This is a genomic window from Sporofaciens sp. JLR.KK001 (assembly GCF_036941055.1).
GTDB lineage: Bacteria > Bacillota > Clostridia > Lachnospirales > Lachnospiraceae > Sporofaciens.
Genome location: NZ_JAYMNO010000001.1, coordinates 562,259 through 578,980 on the forward strand (window position 1 = coordinate 562,259; position 16,722 = coordinate 578,980).

General features: G+C 46.8%; 20 protein-coding genes. 16 read left to right on the top strand and 4 right to left on the bottom strand.

What is annotated here, in order from left to right; translation table 11 throughout:
• The first annotated feature begins 103 nt into the window (after positions 1-103).
• The 15 genes from larB to VSQ62_RS03050 all read left to right on the top strand — a co-directional run bounded on the left by larB (position 104) and on the right by VSQ62_RS03050 (position 11,776).
• Positions 104-865 carry a nickel pincer cofactor biosynthesis protein LarB gene (larB, locus tag VSQ62_RS02980; RefSeq protein WP_334633119.1) on the top strand — a complete coding sequence of 254 codons (762 nt, stop codon included), beginning with the start codon at positions 104-106 and terminating at the stop codon, positions 863-865.
• Positions 866-895: 30 nt separating this feature from the next.
• A complete protein-coding gene (locus VSQ62_RS02985) occupies positions 896-1,957 on the top strand; it encodes an energy-coupling factor ABC transporter permease (RefSeq protein ID WP_334633120.1) in 1,062 nt (353 codons plus the stop codon).
• On the top strand, positions 1,957-2,718 hold the full coding sequence (gene cbiQ, locus VSQ62_RS02990) for a cobalt ECF transporter T component CbiQ (RefSeq protein WP_334633121.1): 762 nt from the start codon (positions 1,957-1,959) through the stop codon (positions 2,716-2,718). The genes VSQ62_RS02985 and cbiQ overlap by 1 nt, the downstream gene beginning before the upstream one ends.
• 197 nt (positions 2,719-2,915) lie before the next feature.
• Positions 2,916-3,665 carry an energy-coupling factor ABC transporter ATP-binding protein gene (locus tag VSQ62_RS02995; RefSeq protein ID WP_334633122.1) on the top strand — a complete coding sequence of 250 codons (750 nt, stop codon included), beginning with the start codon at positions 2,916-2,918 and terminating at the stop codon, positions 3,663-3,665.
• Between the two features lie 129 nt (positions 3,666-3,794).
• On the top strand, positions 3,795-3,992 hold the full coding sequence (locus VSQ62_RS03000; RefSeq protein ID WP_334633123.1) for a helix-turn-helix transcriptional regulator: 198 nt from the start codon (positions 3,795-3,797) through the stop codon (positions 3,990-3,992).
• Positions 3,993-4,010: 18 nt separating this feature from the next.
• Positions 4,011-4,751 (top strand): peroxide stress protein YaaA, encoded by a 741-nt coding sequence (gene yaaA, locus VSQ62_RS03005; protein WP_334633124.1) that lies wholly within the window; start codon positions 4,011-4,013, stop codon positions 4,749-4,751.
• 199 nt (positions 4,752-4,950) lie between these two features.
• Positions 4,951-5,460, top strand: a complete 510-nt coding sequence (locus VSQ62_RS03010) for a helix-turn-helix domain-containing protein (RefSeq protein ID WP_334633125.1) — start codon at positions 4,951-4,953, stop codon at positions 5,458-5,460.
• Positions 5,461-5,866: 406 nt separating this feature from the next.
• Positions 5,867-6,130 carry a type II toxin-antitoxin system prevent-host-death family antitoxin gene (locus VSQ62_RS03015; RefSeq protein ID WP_334633126.1) on the top strand — a complete coding sequence of 88 codons (264 nt, stop codon included), beginning with the start codon at positions 5,867-5,869 and terminating at the stop codon, positions 6,128-6,130.
• Complete coding sequence (locus tag VSQ62_RS03020; protein ID WP_334633127.1) at positions 6,127-6,450, top strand: type II toxin-antitoxin system RelE/ParE family toxin; 324 nt, start codon at positions 6,127-6,129, stop codon at positions 6,448-6,450. Before VSQ62_RS03015 ends, VSQ62_RS03020 begins: the two co-directional genes overlap by 4 nt.
• Before the next feature lie 20 nt (positions 6,451-6,470).
• Positions 6,471-7,388, top strand: coding sequence for a radical SAM protein (locus tag VSQ62_RS03025; RefSeq protein WP_334637545.1), 918 nt, complete (start codon positions 6,471-6,473; stop codon positions 7,386-7,388).
• 154 nt (positions 7,389-7,542) lie between these two features.
• Positions 7,543-8,664, top strand: coding sequence for a GNAT family N-acetyltransferase (locus VSQ62_RS03030; protein ID WP_334633128.1), 1,122 nt, complete (start codon positions 7,543-7,545; stop codon positions 8,662-8,664).
• Entirely contained in the window at positions 8,643-8,942 is a 300-nt protein-coding gene (locus tag VSQ62_RS03035) for a GNAT family N-acetyltransferase (protein WP_334633129.1), read from the top strand. The genes VSQ62_RS03030 and VSQ62_RS03035 overlap by 22 nt, the downstream gene beginning before the upstream one ends.
• Before the next feature lie 18 nt (positions 8,943-8,960).
• Complete coding sequence (locus VSQ62_RS03040; protein ID WP_334633130.1) at positions 8,961-9,470, top strand: GNAT family N-acetyltransferase; 510 nt, start codon at positions 8,961-8,963, stop codon at positions 9,468-9,470.
• Between the two features lie 576 nt (positions 9,471-10,046).
• A complete protein-coding gene (locus VSQ62_RS03045) occupies positions 10,047-11,624 on the top strand; it encodes an AAA family ATPase (protein WP_334633131.1) in 1,578 nt (525 codons plus the stop codon).
• On the top strand, positions 11,621-11,776 hold the full coding sequence (locus tag VSQ62_RS03050; RefSeq protein WP_334633132.1) for a hypothetical protein: 156 nt from the start codon (positions 11,621-11,623) through the stop codon (positions 11,774-11,776). The genes VSQ62_RS03045 and VSQ62_RS03050 overlap by 4 nt, the downstream gene beginning before the upstream one ends.
• On the opposite strand, the gene VSQ62_RS03055 is transcribed toward VSQ62_RS03050, so the two are convergent.
• Positions 11,767-13,098, bottom strand: coding sequence for an MATE family efflux transporter (locus VSQ62_RS03055; RefSeq protein WP_334633133.1), 1,332 nt, complete (start codon positions 13,096-13,098; stop codon positions 11,767-11,769). The genes VSQ62_RS03050 and VSQ62_RS03055 overlap by 10 nt on opposite strands.
• A gap of 23 nt (positions 13,099-13,121) precedes the next feature.
• Entirely contained in the window at positions 13,122-13,559 is a 438-nt protein-coding gene (locus tag VSQ62_RS03060) for a MarR family winged helix-turn-helix transcriptional regulator (protein ID WP_334633134.1), read from the bottom strand.
• 389 nt (positions 13,560-13,948) lie between these two features.
• Here VSQ62_RS03060 and pepI point away from each other — a divergent pair, with 389 nt between their 5' ends.
• Positions 13,949-14,833 (top strand): proline iminopeptidase, encoded by an 885-nt coding sequence (gene pepI, locus VSQ62_RS03065; protein WP_334633135.1) that lies wholly within the window; start codon positions 13,949-13,951, stop codon positions 14,831-14,833.
• A 203-nt stretch (positions 14,834-15,036) separates the two neighbouring features.
• On the opposite strand, the gene VSQ62_RS03070 is transcribed toward pepI, so the two are convergent.
• Both VSQ62_RS03070 and VSQ62_RS03075 read right to left on the bottom strand, forming a co-directional pair.
• On the bottom strand, positions 15,037-15,756 hold the full coding sequence (locus VSQ62_RS03070) for a response regulator (RefSeq protein WP_334633136.1): 720 nt from the start codon (positions 15,754-15,756) through the stop codon (positions 15,037-15,039).
• A 256-nt stretch (positions 15,757-16,012) separates the two neighbouring features.
• Positions 16,013-16,684: an AroM family protein gene (locus VSQ62_RS03075; RefSeq protein WP_334633137.1), complete on the bottom strand. Its 672-nt coding sequence runs from the start codon at positions 16,682-16,684 to the stop codon at positions 16,013-16,015.
• Positions 16,685-16,722 lie beyond the last annotated feature (38 nt).

Consider the following 16,722-nt stretch of genomic DNA (forward strand, 5'->3'; position numbering starts at 1 on the left):
CGCACAGATAGAAATGATCTGAGGCAAAATACCGCCGGATGAAAGTATGGGGCACGGCAAAAAGGAGACAGGATAGGGACATCATAGAAAGAAAGGAGACGGGATGGATACCAGGGAAATATTAGAACAGGTAAGATTAGGGCAGATGTCCGTAAATGATGCGGAAGCGTATTTTCGGCGGCAGCCTCTTGAGGAGCTGGGGTATGCGAAGCTGGATACGCACAGGAAACTGCGTTCAGGATTTGCGGAGGTGGTATTCTGCAGCGGGAAGGCGGATGAGCATCTGTGCCGGATCTATGAGAGGATCTATGCGGCAGAGGGGGAAGTGCTTGGGACGCGGGCGTCCGCAGAGCAGGCGGCCTTGATACAGGAGAGATTCGGGGAAGCACAGTACGATCCTCTGTCAAGGATATTGAAGATAGAGAAGAAGGATAAGAAGAGAGCCGGGAAGATTGCAGTCTGTACGGCAGGGACGGCGGATATCCCGGTGGCGGAGGAGGCGGCGCAGACCGCAGAATTCTTCGGAAATTACGTGGAGCGGATCTATGATGTGGGAGTGAGCGGTATCCACAGACTTCTTGCCAGAGTAGAGACGATCCAGAGCGCAATGTGCGTGGTGGCGGTTGCCGGGATGGAGGGGGCGCTTGCCAGTGTGATCGGCGGGCTGGTGGATAAGCCGGTGATCGCCGTCCCCACATCGGTAGGATACGGCGCGAGTATGAATGGGCTGTCGGCGCTGCTTACGATGATCAATTCCTGCGCCAACGGGATTGCGGTGGTCAATATTGATAACGGATACGGCGCCGGATATATGGCGTCCCAGATTAACCGGCTTGGGATATCATCGCCGGCAGCAGAAATATAATAGTGGAAATATAATAGTGGAGGGAAAATTATGCATATGGCAGATGCGCTGGTTTCACCGGCGGTAGCGGGAACCATGTATGCTGCGTCCGCAGCGGCGGCGGCATATTCAGTAAAGAAGGTACAGATTGACGATTTGGACAGGAAGATTCCGATGATGGGAGTTATGGGCGCGTTCATATTTGCAGCTCAGATGATTAACTTCACCATACCCGGGACGGGATCGTCGGGGCATCTGTGCGGAGGGATGCTTCTGAGTGCGGTGCTGGGCCCGTACGCAGGGTTTCTTACGATGATCGCGATACTGGCGATCCAGTGCCTGATGTTCGCGGACGGAGGTCTGTTGGCATTAGGGTGCAATATATGGAATATGGCTTTTTACGGGTGTTTTATCGGTGGTTGCCTGATATGGAGGGGGATGACCGGCAAGAAAATGACGAAGAAGACCATTACGGCGGCGTCGATCGTCGGATGTATTGCAGGACTGCAGTTAGGTGCATTTTCAGTAACAGTTGAGACGCTGCTGTCAGGGATCACGGAGCTTCCGTTTGCGGTATTCCTGGGGATGATGCAGCCGATCCATCTGGCGATCGGACTGGTGGAAGGTCTGATCACGGCGGCTGTGCTGGTATTCGTCTATGAGGCGCGGCCGGAAATGTTATGCTGCAAGGCAGGACAGACGGATCTGGCCGGAAAGACTGAGACGGCAGGGAGAATGAGCCGGAAGGGAACGGTTGCAGTACTGGCGGTTCTGGCATTGCTTATCGGTACAGTGGCGTCACTGTTTGCATCCGGTAATCCGGATGGATTGGAGTGGTCGATGGAGAAGGTTGCCGGGACGGCAGAATTGGCGGCAGAGGGCGGTATCTATCGATCAGCAGAAAAGATTCAGGAGATCACGGCGTTCCTGCCGGATTACGCGTTTAAGTCATGTGAGAGCGCTGCCGGTACATCAGTTTCCGGAATCGCCGGAGGCGTGATCGTGCTTGCGGTATGTCTGGGAGTCTGTGTTGTCATTAAGAAGGTCAGACGGTCCGGAACAGTGTCCGCCCAGACTGCAGAGAGAGGAAATGCCAAAAAAGGGACGCGGTAATGAAGAAGATCAGTGAAGCGATTTCTGATTTACATAAGATGGACATGGAGGCGGGGAGATCCGGATGGCTGCAGGGAGTCCACCCGCTGCCGAAATTGCTGGTGACCGTTTTTTTCATTCTAATAACGGTTTCATTTGGGAAATATGACCTTGCCGGACTCCTGATGATGGGGGTATATCTCATCGTCAGCTTTGTGCTGGGAGACATTTCCGTCAGGCTTCTGGTGAAGAGGATGAGGGCGGTTCTGGCGCTGGTCTGTCTGGTGGGGATTGCCAATCCTTTTTTTGACAGAAAGGTATTGTTCCTGATCGGAGAGTTTGCGGTTACCGGCGGCATGGTATCGGCGGTGACGCTGATGGTCAAAGGGATCTTCGCGGTCTCAGCGTCTTATCTGCTGATGGTTACGACCAGTATTGAGGATCTGTGCTATGCGCTTCGGAAGCTTGGCATTCCCGGGATATTTGTGACTGTTCTTATGCTGGTGTACCGTTATATCATCGTTCTGCTCAAAGAGATTGAACGGATGACAGATGCCTATGCCCTGCGTGCGCCGGGGCAAAAGGGGCTGCACTATAAGGTCTGGGGAACAATGGTCGGGCAGCTTCTTCTGCGGAGCATGGACCGGGCGCAGATTGTCTATGACAGTATGATGCTTAGGGGGTATCACGGGGGATTCTATCTGAGATGCAAGAAGAGAGCGGGAAGAGGCGATTATCTGTATGCGGCTGTATGGCTTACGGCGCTGCTGGTATTGTCATGAACGAGCGCCTGCAGGTTATTCCTGTGGGCAACGAGCCGGGCGGGAGCGTTTGCAGGGATATATGGCGGCTGCCGTGAGGGGCATAATACTTCGCTGCTGTGAAGCGCTGAAAGCGTGACGTTCCGTTACCGGGTATCTGACTGCAGGATAATTCTTTTGCAATATAGCGGCAGAATTCGGGAGATTGGGAGAGAAAGATGAGTATATTGGAGATGGAGGATATTTCTTTCGCGTATGGAAGTCCCCGGGAGAAATATCGTAATCAAGTATTAAACCACATAAATCTGTGTGTGGAAACGGATGAGAGCGTCGGACTTATCGGGGCAAACGGCGTCGGAAAATCCACGCTTCTTAAGCTTCTTACCGGGCTTTTGGAGATGCAGGAGGGAACGCTTCGGATTGCAGGACTTGAGATGAAGAAGGAGAATCTCAGAGCGATCCGCGCAGAGATCGGCTATGTGTTTCAGGATTCAGACAGTCAGTTGTTCATGTCTACAGTGTATGATGATGTGGCGTTCGCACCGCGCAACTATGGAAAAAGCGAGGAAGAGACCAGGAATATGGTGATGAAGGCTCTTGAGCAGGTATATATGGATGACCGGAAGGAACGTCAGATCTACCGTCTGTCCGGAGGGGAGAAGAAGCTGGTATCCATAGCTACGGTACTTGCTATGGGGACAAGGCTCATGCTGCTGGATGAACCGTCCGTGGCGCTGGATCCGGGAAACCGCAGGAATCTCATCCGTATCCTGAATGAACTGCCGGGGGCGAAGATCATTGCAAGCCATGACCTGGATTTTGTATATGATACCTGCCAGCGGGCGGTGCTTCTGTCAGAAGGAATGATTGTTGCAGACGGGCCGGCACAGGATATTCTGACTGACCGGGTATTGCTTGAGAAACACGGGCTGGAACTGCCGTTGTCATTTTCCCGCACAGCGCCTTAAGAATTGTCAGTAGGTTCTGCAGCGCTGTACCACACTATTGTATTTTGCTGTCTGCTTGACAGCTTTTTTATTTTAGGATAACATAGGTGGGGAAAGCATACTTTCCGTAGAAGGGATTGGAACTTATCGATGAAGAATCGTTTGGAAGAGCTGCGGAAGCAGCAGGGGATCAAGCAGGAGGAACTGGCGCTGGCGCTTGAAGTGTCGCGGCAGACGATCGGATCGTTGGAGAATGGCAGGTATAATCCGTCAATTATGCTTGCTTTTAAAATTGCACGGTATTTTGGAATGAGTATAGAAGATATTTTTATCTATGAGGAAGATTGACCGAGGGAGATCAGTTCTATGAAGATTATTATTTCACCGGCGAAGAAGATGAACAGGGAGACGGATATGTTCCGGCCGGCTGCATGTCCGGTATTCCTGGATGAGGCAAAGCTGTTGACGGAGTGGATCCGTGCACTTTCTTATGAAGAGGCGAAGGATCTGTGGCGATGTAACGATAAGATCGCAGCACTGAATTATGAGAGATTCCAGAAGATGAATCTGCTTAAGGCATTGACACCGGCATTGATTGCATACGAAGGAATCCAGTATCAGTATATGGCGCCGGAAGTATTTACACAGAAGGAATGGGATTATGTGCAGGAACACCTGAGGATCCTGTCTGGATTCTATGGTGTGCTGAAACCTCTGGACGGCGTGGTACCGTACCGGCTGGAGATGCAGGCGAAGGCGTGCGCGGGCAGAACGGGGAATCTGTATGAATTCTGGGGGGATAAATTATACAGGGAGATAGATGACGGAGACAGAATTATCCTGAACCTTGCTTCCAAAGAATATTTCAAATGTATTGAAAAATATCTGGAGCCGGAAGATACCTGTGTCACCTGTATTTTTGGAGAACGGAAGGGAGATAAGGTGATTCAGAAGGGAACACAGGCGAAGATGGCGCGGGGAGAGATGGTCCGTTTTATGGCGGAAAGAGAGATCGTGAAGGTGGAAGAGATCAGAGGATTTGACCGTCTTGGTTATCGTTTTGAAGAAGAGCTGTCATCCGGGAAGGAATATGTCTTTTTGAAATAGGATTCAGGCTGCAAAATGGGCAGACATCTCATGTCCGGTATGGTAAATACGGCATTTCTTGCTTTGTGTCGTGTTCGTCTGCCGGAAGATACGGTATTATGACCGTGTAACGAAGAGGTGCACTGAAGGAGTTACATTTCGCAGTCGGGCGGGCCATGGGTACCGCAAGAACTGTGCCGGGAAGGAGGAGTACAGTAAGATGAACTTAAAAAAGATTGGACAGTTCCTGAAGTATCTGCGGAAGGAGAAGGGGATTACCCAGGAACAATTCGCGGAGATACTTGGTGTATCTGGCAGGACAGTTTCCAGATGGGAGACGGGAGTAAATATGCCGGATTTGGATGTCCTGATTCAGATTGCGGATTATTATGAGGTAGAGATCAGGGAGATTCTGGATGGAGAAAGGAAAGGCGAGAAGATGAATAAAGAGATGGAAGATACCGTATTGAAGGTGGCGGATTATAGTAATCATGAGAAACAGAGACTGGCGAAGAGGATGAGCATACTGCTTTTCTGCGGACTCATTGCCTTTACGGTGTATCTGGTGATGGAATTTGTGGGTGCGGCGGATGTTAAAGGAGTGCAGGAAGAGGCTGCGAGTGCGGCCCTGGGATTTGCCTATGGGATCATGATCACGGGAGTTTTGTATACAAGCGGCTGCCTGATGAAGTTTAAGGCATTTAAGAAGAGGCTGCTTAAGAGAGGGTAAATAATTAGATATAAAGCAGGCGTTAAATATATCGGGCTGCCCCAAAAGTGTGTTCTATCGGCTTTGGGGCAGCCTGTTTACAGTGCAGTCTATGATATGCCAATATAGATGATTCTTAGCAGAATTCCACCGGCAGTGCAACAGTATTCTCATTGAGCCAGAGCGGTGAGTCATACAGACAGAGGATGACACCGGTTCCTCTCTTTTTACCGGGAATGCGATCGATGACATCAAATGCATTTGTCATGGATAATTTGGGATTGGCGCTCATGTTAGAGAAGCTTTTTAGAATTTCTGAGACAGCGAAAGTCTCGAATTATTGGAACAAATGCTTTCAGATGCATACAGTCCTTGACGGTATACCCGAATTTCTGTATAATTTTGTTATCAAAAGGAGGGATTAGAAATGCCTAACATACGATCAAGCGCTGATTTGCGGAACAATTACAACGATATTTCTGAGTTTTGCCATACGTATTCTGAACCAGTATTTATTACAAAAAACGGGAAAGGCGATTTGGCTGTCATGAGCATTGAGACATATGAACAACTTGCAGGTCGTTTTGAATTATATGGACTTATCAGGGAGGGCATGGTTGATGTTCAAGCCGGTAATACACGACCTCTTTCCGAGGCAATTTCGGATTTAAGGAGTCGGAGGAAACGATGAATTATTCTATTTACATCACAGCCGCGGCTGAACAAGACATGGCAAATGCCTCAGACTATATTGAATTTGTATTGAAAAATCCTAAAGCGGCTGATGATCTGCTGGATGAAGCAGAAGAAAAAATAAATGCCCTGTCGTCATTTCCTGCAAAATTTCCTCTTGTAGAAGATCCGTTACTTGCTTCTTGGGGAATTCGGTTGACCCTGGTAAGAAATTATATTGTTTTTTATGTGATTTCTGAAGAAGATAATAAAGTAATTGTTGTACGATTCATGTATGAAAAAAGTAATTGGATATCAATCCTAAAATGTGGTTTCTAGAAAAACAGGGAGGTGTTATGATGGAATATGAAGGACAAATCTGCCGGGCGCCTATGGAACGGTCTTCGTTCATGCTGCCGATCATGGTGGGATGTTCCTACAATCGGTGCAGGTTCTGCAACCTGTTCCGGCATCTTAAGTATCGGGAGCTTCCGTTTGAACAGATTGAAGCAGAACTGGCGAGGGTTAAGAATGTAGGAGGGAATCCAAGACGGATCTTCCTTGGAGACGGGAACGCATTTGCCCAGAAGAGTGAGCGGCTGATGCGGATTCTGGAGATGATCAGGAAGTATTTCCCGGATTGTGAAGAGATCAATATGGATGCAACGGTAACAAGCATCTTGAAGCGGTCAGATGCGGAACTGGAAGCATTCTACAAGCTTGGGGTAAGACATCTTTACCTTGGTATCGAGAGCGGGCTTGACGATGTACTTGCGCTTATGGAGAAAGACCATGATCAGGGACAGGCTTATGAGGCGATTGAACGCCTGCATCGGATCGGTATGATCTATGATGCCCATATCATGACGGGGGTAGCGGGCAGAGGCAGAGGGACGGAGAATGCCTGTGCGCTTGCAGAGTTCCTGAACCGGACGAAACCGGCGCATGTGGTGAATTTCTCCATGTTCCTGCATAAGGAGGTGCCGCTGTATCAGAACATATTGGACGGCAGTTTCGTCCCGGCATCTGAGCGGGAGAATCTTGAGGAGGAACGCTGTCTGATAGAGTTATTGAATGCGGATATTCTGTATGACGGGTTTCATGATTTTATCGAATTCCGTGTGCGGGGAAGGCTTCCGAAGGATAAAGAGAAGATGCTGGCGCGGTTGGACAAGGTGATCGAAGAGACGCCGGAGACGGAAGTATATTCTTATGTGCAGGGGGAATGTCCGGCGTTGGAAAGATGCGGCGGCGGGAGTGTGTGGCAGTGTAGTTGAAATTGAAAATTAGCTTTTCTGTCCGACATACCGCAATGGAGCCAGATAGAATTGTCGATTATGGCGAAGCTACTTTTTATAAAAAATTTAAGAAGCGTTATCATATGATGCCCGTAGAATACCGTCAAAATAACAAAAAGGAGGAATAGTGGGAGTGGAAGATGTTATTTGTAAGACGGAACTGGATGAACATATCAGAAAAGATATCCTCAAGCTGCACCAAGTCTGCAGTACATTTGATCAGACAGAAGGTCAGGTCTATTTATCGACGGAATTGAATTATGATAAAATGATTCCGGCATTTTACCTGATGTACGAGAAGAATCAATTAATAGCTTTCCTGATACTCTTCATGCCGGAAAAGGGGGAGGCGGAGATAACAGCATATACGCACCCGAAGTACCGGAGAAGGGGATGTTTTCGCGCTCTTTATGAAAAAGCGAAGAGGGAATGTGAGGCAAGAAGCGTCCAGAAGCTGATCTATGTTGTGGATTCAAATTGTAAGATAGGACAGAAAGCAATTGAGCATTGGTGTCGGGCAGCATATTCTTTCTCGGAATATAAGATGAGATGGAATGCCAGGCAGCCGCAAGATATATCTTGCAGGATGTCAGACCGTACATTTTGTGAGGAGCATGTATTACGGGATTTCCAGACGGATATAGAGAAAGAAGTGAGTTTTCAGCCTGTAACTATCGAGAACAGCGCTGTATATCGGGCGGTGGCGACAGAAGCGTTGGAGCTGGATGATGAGATTGAAGTGTTCCTGGAAGCGATTCTTCCAGCCGGGAATCGGAGCGGATATCTGGAATACTGGCAGGGAATGCCTGTCGGAGTGTGCCATGTCAGCTTTGATGATGAGGAGACCTGTATCTATGGGCTTGGAGTTCTGGAAGAACACCGGGGAAAAGGTCTTGGGAAGCGGTTTGTCAGATATATTCTGAATGAAGTGAAGGATGAGAGCGAAGAGATCGTGATAGAAGTGGATTCGGATAATCAGAGAGCCTGCCGGCTCTATCTGTCCTGCGGGTTTGAGGTGGTGCAGAAGACGGATTATTATGAAGAGAATATAGAAGAAGCAGCCTGTACGATGCGGTTAGCGAAGGAGACAGATCTGGATCGGGTAAATGAACTGAGAAGACAGGTGAATACCGTACATGTCGAAGGAAGGCCGGATATATTCAAGCCGGGATTTTGCCGTGAGATGCAGGAGGTTGCGGGAGAGATTCTACAGAGTGAGACGGAGATATTATCGTGGCAGAACGAGACGGCATGATCTGCGCAATGGCGTGTGTCGCGTATGTTACGAAGGCTGAATCACCATATAATCTGGAGAGAAGGTATTATCATGTTGAGGAGATCGCTGTGGATGAGGCATTCCAGAGACAGGGGATAGGTATGCAATTAGTGGAGTATATGAAGCAGGATGCAAAAAGGAAAGGTTTTGACAGGATTGAACTGGATGTGTGGGAATTTAATGAAGGGGCGTTGGAATTCTATGAGGCGGCAGGATTTCATGCTTTCAGGAGATTTATGGAGTGCAAATGTGAATAAAAAATAAGGAGTAAACTCATGAATATTGAATTGAAAAAATGGTCGCCAGACGACCGGGAGAGTCTGGCTAATATATGCAACAGAGTACCAAGGGATTACCTCTCCAACAGGATGCCGTATCCTTACACGTTGGAGGATGCGGATTGGTGGCTTGGCAAGGTCTGCGAACAGGAAGGGAAGGAAGGCGTATTCCGGTCAATTATCGTTGACGGGGATATCGTGGGCAATATTTCCGTGGAGAAGAAAGCGGATGTCTACGGTAAGGATGCAGAGCTTGGATACTGTCTGGTAACAGAAAGCTGGTCTAAAGGAATCATGACGGAGGCTGCAAGGCAAATCTGTAGGCTTGCATTTGAAGCGTTGGATATTATACGTATCACAGGACTCGTCTACGAGCCGAATATTGCTTCCCGAAGGGTTCTGGAGAAGAACGGATTCACTCTGGAGGGGATTATGAAGAATGCGGTTGTGAAGGATGGGAATGTGTATGATCTCTGTGTATATGGGAAACTTACAGAGAAGGATTAAGGCAGATCAGACTGCCATTTTTATTTATCTGGGTAATGAGGGTTGACATGACATGAAAAATAAAGGAAAATAAAGTAAACTTTATTATTTCAAACATGCTTAAGCACCTGGATGAAGGACAGAAACGTATCTATGTATCTATGGATAATCTTATGGCACGGACTCTGGCGAAGACGGATCCTATCTTATTCCAATGATGAATTAAAGCGTCTTGATCCTGTTTGTTGATAAGAGTATAGTTTTAGAGGACTCATATATCAGACTGCGTTATAAGGTAATTTAAAAGTGTTCAAGGTAAATCAGACTGCTGCAAAGTTGTTATATGCAGCAGTCTGGTTGCCGCTTTTACTTATCTCTATAAGGAGAGCCACATTGGACAATCTTTACCACGCGGGAAAGAAGGTTGGCCTTACGGATGATAAGATGAAGAAAGCGATGAAAAGCAGCGCTTGAAATTAATATAGGATCCTGAGATTCCACAATAGGGGCTTTACACAGAAAATTCAAATCGATATAATAAAAATACGGTAATAGGAACAGTCTACGCCTTTTCAGGATGAAGGAGACATAGAAACTATGGGTATTTATGTGAATCCAGGAAATGAATCATATAAAGAAGCTGTAAATTCTACAATATATGTGGATAAAAGCCAGTTAATTTCTCGTATGAATTCGGTTTTGAATACAAAAGAAAAATATGTATGTGTCAGCAGGCCCCGCCGTTTTGGAAAGTCTATGGCTGCGGATATGCTGACTGCATATTACAGCCGGGGATGTAAGGCGGATGAATTATTTGCGGGGAGAAAAATAGAGAGCATGGACTCATTTGCATCTCATCTCAATAAACATAATGTGATCCGGCTGGATGTACAGAGATTCTTGTTTGATGAATCACATCTCGATATCTTTATTGACAGAATCCAGTCAGTGGTAACAAGAGAGCTTAGGAGAGCGTATGGAGAGTATTTTGAGGAAGATCCATACGGACTTCCCGGGATTTTGGAACAGATATATGACAACGCAAGGGAAAAATTCGTCTTTATCATTGATGAATGGGATTGTGTGTTTCGCCTGGCGAAAGACCGCACGGATTGTCAGCAGAAGTATTTGAATTTCCTGCGTGGATTATTTAAAGGTTCTGATTATGTGGAATTGGTTTATATGACGGGGATCCTTCCGATCAAAAAGTACGGGGATCACTCGGCGATCAATATTTTTGATGAGTATTCCATGACAGATTCAGCAGATTTATCTGAATATTTTGGGTTTACTGAGGAAGAGGTTGCTGAGCTATGTACTCAGAATGGTGTGGATTTCGTTGAAGTACAGAGATGGTATGACGGTTATCTTCTGAATGGGAAACATATCTATAATCCCAAGTCTGTTGTGGATGTAATGCGGAGAAAAAGGATTAGAAGTTATTGGACGGGAACGGAAACTTACGAAGCATTGAAAGTCTATATTGACAGAAATTATGATGGCCTCAAAGAAGCTGTCATAAAGATGTTGGGAAATGGGCAGTGTGAGATAAATACACGGAAATTCCAGAATGATATGACTACATTTAAGACTAAGGATGATGTATTGACATTGCTGATCCATCTGGGATATCTTGCGTATGATGAGACGAAAGAGAAAACTTATATCCCTAATCAGGAGATTGCACAGGAATTCCTGAATGCAGTTGATGAGCCGGGGTGGGAAGGCGTAACAGATGCGCTGAACCGCTCGGATGAATTGCTGAAAAGTACATGGGCCCTTGATTCTCAGGCAGTGGCAGAAGGAATAGGCGTGATACACAATGAGACGGCTTCGATGCTTGAATACAATAATGAGAATGCGCTTACTTGTACAATCCTTATGGCATATTACAGCGCTAAGGCATATTATATGAATCCGCTATTGGAACTGCCGTCCGGAAAAGGTTTTGCAGACGTGGTTTATCTTCCAAAGCGGGATGTGGATCGTCCGGCGCTTGCCGTAGAATTGAAATGGGACAAATCGGCCCGGGGAGCTATTGAACAGATTAAAAGTAAAGAATATACTTCATGGATTCAGGAATATACAGGTGATATATTATTGGTAGGGATTAATTATAAGAAAAAAGAAAAGATTCATGAATGTATGATTGAGGAATATTGTATCCGCAAATGATGGACAGTATTTGGGATTATGAGATGCTTGGTCCTTATGCGCGGTTCGATATTAAGGAGGAGCTTGAGGCTATGCTCGCTCAGTATCGTCTGCTTTTGCAGGATGAGAGGAACAGGGAGCCTCTGAAGACATTGAAAGTGTATTATGCATAGTGATATTGTTTCTTACAGTTTACCAGGAACCAAACCGTTATGGCCAGTGTCAGCGCTTCCGCAACAGCGACGGCCAGCCAGATTCCGTCGATTCCTAGTACGAGAGGCAGCGTCAGCACAACCGCAACCTGGAATACCAGTGTCCGCAGGAATGATATCGTTGCAGATACGATCCCGTTACTTAGTGCGGTGAAGAACGCAGAGCCGAAGATATTGAAACCGTTGATCAGGAATGAAACCGCATACAGGCGGAATCCATGGCAGGTCATGGATGCCAGAGCGCTGTCATATCCTACGAAAATATCGGCTAGAGGGGCTGCCAGTACTTCCGCAAGCAACATCAGCACGACACCGCAGACTCCCACCATCGACAGACTCATCCGCAGCAGATTCTTAAGCTCACCCTGATTGCCGGCGCCGTAGTGGTAGCCGATGATCGGTGCGCTTCCAATGGAGTATCCCAGGAAAATAGCGATAAATATAAAATTCACATACATGATCGTACCATATGCCGCCACACCGTTTTCTCCCGCAATCGATATCAATTGCAGATTGTAGAGTGAATTGACAACCGACAGAGACAGGTTGGTCATCAGCTCGGACGAACCGTTGGCACATGCACGTCCAAGGGCACGGATATCCAGACGTGCTTTGACCAGACGCAGCAGGCTTTCATTTCTGCGTGAAAAGTAGAATATGGGGAAGAGTCCGCCGATAAACTCGCTGATCGCCGTTGCGACGGCGGCTCCTGTGATTCCCCAGTGGAATACGGCGATAAAGAGATAATCCAGCACAATATTCGCAAGTCCGGCGGCAACTGTTACCTTCAACCCAAGCTGCGGCTTCTCAGCGGTTACGAAGAAGCTCTGGAATACGTTCTGCAGGAGAAATGCAGTTAAAGACACCAGAAGGATCCTTCCGTACAGCACACAGAGTTCCACAAGTTCACCGGTTGCGCCAAGAAGTATGGCGATCGGACGCAGCAGAAACATCCCGCTTACGGCAAGGATGATGCCTCCAAGGACGGAGACATAGACCAGCATGGAGAAATACTGGTTTGCCAGTTCGTGTTTCCCTTCGCCCAAAGCCTTGGATACGATAGCGCTGCCGCCTGTACCGATCATGAAACCAAGGGCGCTTAATCCCATCAGAAGCGGCATGATCAGGTTGATGGCGGCGAAAGCCGTCTTTCCTACGAAGTTGGAGACGAACAGGCCGTCGATCACTCCGTAGATAGAAGTGAATATCATCATAATGATGGAAGGCAGTACGAATTGAATCAGTTTCTTATAAGTAAAATGTTCAGACAGTTGTATTCTCATCTTAATGTCCTCCTTTTGGTAGTTTATAATTGTGCGGCATGCCTGCGCAGGCTGTCAATGTATTTCCGGTTGAGCCGGAGAAATTCTTCTTGTTCGTCCTTGCTCATATCAGTAAATGCAATATTTTCGGTCTGGATTGCAGGGGTTATCTTTTCTTCCATAAGTGCCTTACCGGCAGAAGTCAGGTGAATATGCAGATCCCGTCCCTTGCCGGGCTGCAAGGAGAGATAACCGTCTTTCGCAAGCTTCTGGACAGAAGAGTGGATGGTCTGTTTGCTGAGCATGGTAGCGTCACAGATATCCTTCTGCAGACAGCCGTCTCCGATCTCACAAAGAGTATACAGAATATCAAAACCGCTGTCAGACAATCCAAGCTTTAGTGCAATGTCATGGTAAATATGGTTACATTCTTTGAAGATTCGGTTGAATTCTTTCATTCCCGGATGTAGTTCTGGCATCATAGTTGTACTCCTTTTTAAATATTATTTTAAAGTCCGATATCAGACTCGTTGTGCCGTAAATGCTATTATAGTCTGATTTCGTACTTGTGTCAACCATAAATTGTAATTTGCATTAGTGATTCGTTTAAAAAGCAGGTACAATCACCTCCGATTCTCTGTATTTGGTGTGTTTGTTATATCGTATCGGAATTTTATTGCAATTTTATCTTTAAGTCATGTATACTATATTTGTAGAATGATCTGGCAATAGAGGTGTGTTTATGCTTAGCGCAGTTGGGATCGGTCATCAGAATTTTAAGAAAGAGGCGGTGACTACGACCTCCGAAAATACATGGTATTATCGGAGATGGAAACGAATAATCTGACAGGGAGAAAAGGAGGATATACAGATGGAGATAAGAGAGGGATATATGCCATACCTGGAGTACAAGACATATTACCGTATCGTGGGAAAGAAGACGGGGAATAAGAAGCCGTTGGTGCTGCTGCACGGAGGACCGGGATCTACGCATAATTATTTTGAAGTGCTGGACCGGCTTGCCCAGGAGGATGGCCGTGAGCTTATCATGTATGATCAGATCGGCTGCGGGGAATCCTATGTTGAGAACCGCCCGGATCTGTGGAATGCGAAGACATGGGTCGATGAACTGGTGGCGTTAAGAGAACATCTGGGACTTGATGAGATTCATCTTCTGGGACAGTCTTGGGGCGGAATGCAGCTTTTGGAGTATGTCTGCAACCGGAAACCGGAAGGACTTAAGAGTCTGATCCTGTCCAGTACATTGCCGGCATCCTGGATGTGGGGAATCGAGCAGCACCGTATGATCAAGGAGCTGCCGCAGGAGATGCAGGATGCGATAGAGAAGGCGACCGCGTCTAACGATTACAGCGATCCGGCATATATTGCCGCCGAGACGGAATACATGCTCCGCCATGCGGCGGGCGAGGTGACGGAAGATTCGCCGGAATGCCTGAAGCGTCCGAAGAAGGCAGGGAAGGAAGCTTATGTTGTAGGATGGGGACCGAATGAGTATACACCGATGGGAACCTTGAAGGACTATGATGTGACAGAGCAGCTTGCGGATATTAAGGAGCCTGCGCTTGTGATCAGCGGCGGCAACGATCTGTGTACGCCTTATATTGCGAAATATATGTATGACAGGATTCCGAGTTCCAGGTGGGAGTTATTCCGGACATGCCGGCATATGTGTTTTGTGGAGGATACGGACAGATACGTGGAGTTGATGAAGGAATGGCTGAATCAGTATGATTAGAGCGATACAAAAAAGAGGATGCAGCCCTATGGGATGGGCGCATCCTCTTTTTGAGAGAATAATGAATGAGGCTTTATTACGATATGCCACCTTCGCTCTCTATTCTACCAGATACTCACTGCCTTTAGATAGTATCTGAAAGGTTTCTTAGCACAAATTTAACACAAGTTACAGTTCACGGCCTGATCGTCCGCGAATAGTAACTAACATAATTCATTCTCATCCTCACGCATCCGGTATCCAACACCGACCTCCGTGAATATAAATTGCGGCTGAGAAGGATTCTTCTCGATCTTTCGACGTATATTCGCCATATTGACGCGGAGGATCCGGTTGTTGTCGCTGGTGTAAGGTCCCCACACATTGGACATGATAGCAGAGTAGGTCATGACCTTGCCGGAATTTCTTGCCAGAAAAGCGACAATCTTATATTCGACTTGGGTCAGATGAATCTCTTCACCGTCAAGTACGATCATCCGTTTCTCAAAGTCCAGATACAAACCTTTGCATTTGTACGGTCTGATATAAAGGGCGGAATTAGAGTCCATCCGGTTACTGTGCCGTAAGGAAGCGCGTATCCTCGCCATTAATTCAGGAGTGCCGAAGGGTTTGGTAATGTAATCGTCAGCCCCCAGATCCAGGGCCGTTACTTTATCCCGTTCATTTGTCCTCGCAGAGATCACGATGATGGGACAGCTCGTCCATTCCCGTACGGATGTGATGATATCATTCCCGTCAATATCAGGAAGTCCCAGATCCAGGAGTACGAGATCCGGGCATTGAGAACTGATCAGTGATAACCCGGATTTGCCGGAGTCTGCTGTGATCACCCGGTAGCCGTTGGATTTCAACGCTTTCAACATAAAATCTGTAATATTTTTCTCATCTTCAATGATTAGTGCAGTATAGTTTGGAGTTGGCATATTTTCTTCTCCGATACATTATTGTACATCTTCCAAACGTCAATATACTCTATTCATTAAGACCTGTCAACACTACTTTTGAATATAAGTCAAAACACCATGTTTGTAACCGCAGGAAAGATGTTCGCGGTGAACTTTCGCACCTTCAACTGTCATAGCAGACATGCCCCTGCCGGGCTTCCTGCAAACATTGCAGCATTACCGTGTATATCAATGATACTTGCGCCAGTGATTATGATATGCTCAGCTCCCAGCTTTATTCAAGAAGTTCCCCCACAATCCTTGCAATTAATGTTCTTGGCAGGATAACCGGCTTGCCTGTCAATTCCTCTATTTGGGATTTCATTCTTCTGGTATAACCGATACAATCAAGAAGTATGATATCCGCATGATTCTTCATCATTATAGACGCAGCCCCTTCAATATCCGCATTGGGATCATAGGGATTCAGATCTGTTACGATAATTTTATCCGATGCTGTGCCCCAATTTCTTATACATTGCTCGGTCTGGGCAGCTTCAGGATTCATAATTCCGATTCGTTTTCCGTCTGCCAACACCGGCACGATATTGTATATCAGCTTTTGCGGATAGATGATCGGTACATCTGCCCGCAGAACATCCGGGAATTTCCCAGTACAGAACATAACGATCAATGATACTTTTTGACTGCTCAGCGTATCGGCGCATTTCTGCAATAACGGAATGACTTTGCGTTCTCCCATGACGGCCCAGCTATTATCACGAAGCTTTGATACAAGTACAGTGTCATCTGTGTCTGGTGCAAGCTTCTGGATCTCGGATTTATCCAGACCGTCCAATGCGCCCATTTGAAGTATTTCCGCTCCCCTGAAATAAGATTCGATCTCAGGAATCAGATCGTTTCGGGGAGATTGGCCGATTGTAATGGCTCCAATCTTCTTATTCATATCTGTTTTCTGCCGTTTCCTCTCATATTTATAATGTT